Source organism: Neisseria sp. P0021.S005 (genome assembly GCF_051956955.1).
The window spans coordinates 1-4,500 of the sequence record NZ_JBQCWY010000223.1 but is presented as its reverse complement, the minus strand read 5'-3'; the positions used below and the strand labels follow the sequence as shown (position 1 = coordinate 4,500).

The window sequence follows — 4,500 nt, the reverse complement described above, 5'->3', positions numbered from 1 at the left end:
AAGCTGCCTTACCGCATCAGCCCGCTGCGTACCAAATTGCGCCTTTTGCGTGAAACCGGCTGCGTGGATGCCGTTTGGGTCTTGCGTTTTAACCAAGCTTTCTCCGATATGAGCGCGCAAGCGTTTATCGACCAGCTTTTGCGCCAAACGCTCAACACGCGTTATTTGTTGATTGGCGACGATTTCCGTTTCGGTGCCGGCCGTGAAGGCTGTTTTGAACTCTTGGCTCAACAGCCCGATATGCAAACCGAGCGCACGCCGTCCGTTATCGTTGAAGACATCCGTACCAGCAGTACCGCCGTCCGCCAAGCCCTTTCAGACGGCAAGTTGGAATACGCCAAAAGACTATTGGGCCATGATTACGTTTTAAGCGGCAAGGTCAAACACGGACAAAAACTCGGCCGCACCATCAACGCGCCTACCGCCAATGTCCAGCTTCCTCCGTATCATTATGCGCTAAGCGGCGTATTTGTCGTTGAAGCAGATGGCACATTCGGTACGCGCCGAGGCGTTGCCAGCTTTGGTTTTAACCCCACTGTCAGCAACAACCGCTCGCAAAAGCTGGAAGTCCATCTGTTCGATTTCAACGGCGATTTGTACGGACAACGTATCTTCGTTCGCTTCCTGCACAAACTGCGTGACGAGAAAAAATTTGAGAGTATCGAAGCATTGAAAACCCAAATTTTGCAAGATATGGAAGATGCAAGGGTTTGGGAAGCATAGAAACGCTTCTAGAAGCTTATAAAATCAAGACAATTGGGCTACAATAAGTCCTTTGAATTTTTTCAGACGGCCTGTTCTTTTCAAAATGAGCAATCAGGCCGTCTGAAACCGAAATACCGCAACAATAGAGATCAAAAAATGACCGATTACAGTAAAACCGTAAACCTGCTCGAGAGCCCGTTTCCAATGCGCGGCAATCTTGCCAAGCGCGAGCCTGCATGGCTGAAAAGCTGGTACGAGCAAAAACGCTATCAAAAACTGCGAGAAATCGCCAAAGGCCGTCCGAAATTTATTCTGCACGACGGTCCTCCGTATGCCAACGGCGACATCCACATCGGTCATGCCGTCAATAAAATTCTCAAAGACATCATTATCCGCAGCAAAACCCAAGCCGGTTTTGACGCGCCTTATGTACCGGGTTGGGACTGCCACGGTTTGCCTATCGAAGTAATGGTAGAAAAACTGCACGGCAAAGATATGCCTAAAGCCCGTTTCCGCGAATTGTGCCGCGAATATGCCGCCGAACAGATTGCCCGCCAGAAAAAAGACTTTATTCGCTTGGGTGTGTTGGGCGACTGGGATAATCCTTACCTGACCATGGATTTCAAAACCGAAGCCGATACCGTGCGTATGCTCGGCGAAATCTACAAATCCGGCTATCTCTACCGCGGCGCGAAACCGGTTCAGTTCTGCTTGGACTGCGGCTCTTCGCTGGCCGAAGCCGAAGTGGAATATAAAGACAAAGTATCGCCTGCGATTGACGTCGGTTATCCGTTTAAAGACACTGCCGCGCTTGCCGCCGCATTCGGTTTGGCAAGTATCGAAGGCAAAGCATTTGCCGTTATTTGGACAACCACGCCTTGGACTTTGCCTGCGAGCCAAGCTGTTTCAGCTGGCGCAGACGTGGTGTATCAACTGATTGATACGCCTAAAGGCAAATTGGTGTTGGCTAAAGATTTGGCAGAAGATGCGCTCAAACGCTACGGTTTTGCTTCAGACGACCTAAATGTATTGGCAGAAACCACAGGTGACAAGCTGGAAAACCTGCACATGAATCATCCGTTCCTCGAACGCGATATTCCCATGCTCAATGGCGACCACGTTACCACCGATGCCGGTACCGGCTTGGTGCATACTGCGCCTGCTCATGGTCTGGAAGACTACGCTGTCTGCAATAAATACGGCATTGAGCTTTACAACCCTGTAAATGCCGAAGGCAAATACATCAGTGAAACACCTCGTGTTGCTGGTATGCGAGTTTGGGAAGCCAATCCCGTTATCCTGCAATGGTTGGAAGAAACCGGCAACCTCTTGGCAAGCAGCAAAATCGAACACAGCTATGCACACTGCTGGCGCCACAAAACCCCGCTGATTTACCGTGCGACCGGCCAATGGTTTGTCGGTATGGACAAAGCAGGTGCCGACGGTAAAACCCTGCGCGACAAAGCCATCAAAGCCGTTGATGACACCGAATTCTTCCCATCATGGGGTCGTGCGCGTTTAGAAGCCATGATTGAAGGTCGTCCTGACTGGGTGGTTTCTCGCCAACGCTATTGGGGCACACCGATGACTTTCTTTGTTCACAAAGAGACTGGTGAATTGCATCCAAACTCTGCCGAGTTGTTGGAAAAAGTTGCCCAAAAAATCGAAGGAAAAGGCATCGAAGCATGGTTCTCTCTTGATAAGAGCGAACTCTTGAGCGCGGAAGATTGTGAAAATTACGACAAACTTTCCGACACTATGGACGTATGGTTCGACTCCGGCTCGACCCATTATTCCGTCTTGAAACAACGCGAAGAATTGGAATGGCCCGCCGACCTCTACCTCGAAGGCAGCGACCAACACCGCGGCTGGTTCCAATCGTCTATGTTGACCGGTTGTGCCTCATCAATGGGTCGCGCGCCATACAAACAGCTGCTGACCCATGGTTTCGTGGTTGACCAAAACGGCCGCAAAATGTCGAAATCCATCGGTAACGTTGTTGCACCGCAAGAAGTTTACAACGAATTCGGCGCAGACATCCTGCGCCTGTGGGCGGCATCTACCGATTATAGCGGCGAATTGGCGATTTCCAAAGAAATCCTTAAGCGCGTAACTGAAAGCTATCGTCGTATCCGCAATACCTTGAGCTTCCTGTTTGCCAACCTCAGCGACTTCAATCCTATTGAAGATGCCGTACCGCAGGCAGACATGGTCGAAATCGACCGCTACGCCGTGGTATTGGCACGTCAGCTGCAAGAGCGTCTGGCAGGCGATTACTATCCGCGCTATGCCTTCCATTTTGCCGTAAAAGACATTGTTTCTTTCTGCTCGGAAGACTTGGGCGCGTTCTACCTCGATATTCTGAAAGACCGCCTCTACACCACCAAAGCAGACAGCCATGCACGACGCAGCGCGCAAACTGCCCTGTATCACATCACACGCAGTTTGGTTCTGCTGATTGCTCCGATTTTGTGCTTCACCGGCGAGGAAGCATGGGATATTATCGGTGGCGGCGAAGAAGACAGCGTCCTCTTCCACACATGGCATGAGTTCCCATCTATCAATGAAAAAGCCGAAGCCGAATTGGTGAAAAAATGGACGGCAATCCGCGAAGCACGCGAAGCAGTAACTGCCGCCATCGAACCTCTGCGTACGGATAAAACAGTCGGTTCTTCATTGCAAGCCGAAGCCGAAATTACGGCTCCGGAAGAAATTGCCGATTATCTGAACACTTTGGGCGAAGAATTGCGTTTTGCTTTGCTGGTGTCTAAAGCAGAAGTGAAAGTAGGTGATGAACTTGCTGTAACCGCTAAAGCCAGCGATGGTGAAAAATGCGAACGCTGCTGGCACTACACCCACGATGTAGGCGCAGTTGCAGGCCATGAAACCATCTGTAAACGTTGTGCCGACAACGTTGACGGTAAAGGCGAAGACAGATATTACGCTTAATGGTTTGGTCTAAGATAAAGGCCGTCTGAAAACTTTGGAAATAGGTTTTCAGACGGCCTTTGTTTATTGAATCTGTTTCATATAACGGATTGATTTTGAAGGGTAATTTGGATTTGTAGTTTTGATAAATAGAGATAGTCAGTATAGGTATAGTGGATTTGACGTATATTGAGAAATATATTCTCGTAGAAAGCACTTTTCAAAGGGCCTTACTATCTGTGGGGTATGGATGTATTTTGAACCTTCAAATAGCCTCATATTTACATTTTCTCATTGAACGGAAACTATATTTCTCTTTCGTTTTATCCAATATAAAAGGCCGTCTGAAACAAGTTTTCAGACGGCCTTTAGCTATTCTATTGCTTAGTAGAAATTAACGTGCAGAGCAAGAAGTTTCTACTTTGTTGCCGTATGGGTCAGTGAAGCCGAAGAATGCTTCGCTGCCTTTTTGATGCCATTCAGCGCCTTTGCCGAACAAACCTTGCTTGGCAACATAGCGTTCACCTGAACCTGCAACGGCAGAAGACAGGGTGGCAACTTTGTCGTCCAGACGCAGTTCAACTTGGTTGGTGCTCAGGTTGCGGACTTGTACAGACAGGCCGTTTTCGCAGCTGAATGATTGAACACGGCCATGGTTATGCATGTCATGATGTTGGTGGCCATATTCGTGTGCATGATTGTGCTCATGACGTTGACCATGGTCATGGCGATGGGCTTCAGGTGCGGCACAGGCAGCGAGGCTCATGGCGGCGGCAATTGCAAGCAGGGCTTTTACTTTCATTTTTGACTCCTATGGTCAGTGTTGAAGGAAGAATGTAGCGGCATGTTATAAATATCTTTATGGCT

3 protein-coding genes are annotated in these 4,500 nt (G+C 49.1%); 2 read left to right on the top strand and 1 reads right to left on the bottom strand.

Annotation, left to right across the window (positions count from 1 at the left end; all coding sequences use genetic code 11):
• Both ribF and ileS read left to right on the top strand, forming a co-directional pair.
• Positions 1-723 (top strand): riboflavin biosynthesis protein RibF (gene ribF / locus ACTHUE_RS11455; protein ID WP_440423505.1); only part of this gene is annotated, 723 nt, incomplete at its 5' end.
• Positions 724-861: 138 nt separating this feature from the next.
• Positions 862-3,654, top strand: a complete 2,793-nt coding sequence (gene ileS, locus ACTHUE_RS11450; protein ID WP_070461642.1) for an isoleucine--tRNA ligase — start codon at positions 862-864, stop codon at positions 3,652-3,654.
• Between the two features lie 373 nt (positions 3,655-4,027).
• Here the strand turns inward: ileS and ACTHUE_RS11445 are convergent, their stop codons facing one another.
• On the bottom strand, positions 4,028-4,435 hold the full coding sequence (locus tag ACTHUE_RS11445) for an MliC family protein (protein WP_219088755.1): 408 nt from the start codon (positions 4,433-4,435) through the stop codon (positions 4,028-4,030).
• Between the last annotated feature and the right edge of the window lie 65 nt (positions 4,436-4,500).

Coding starts and splice junctions, on each gene's coding strand:
- ileS (WP_070461642.1), top strand. CDS start 862: ATGACCGATTACAGTAAAACCGTAAACCTGCTCGAGAGCCCGTTTCCA.
- ACTHUE_RS11445 (WP_219088755.1), bottom strand. CDS start 4,435: ATGAAAGTAAAAGCCCTGCTTGCAATTGCCGCCGCCATGAGCCTCGCT.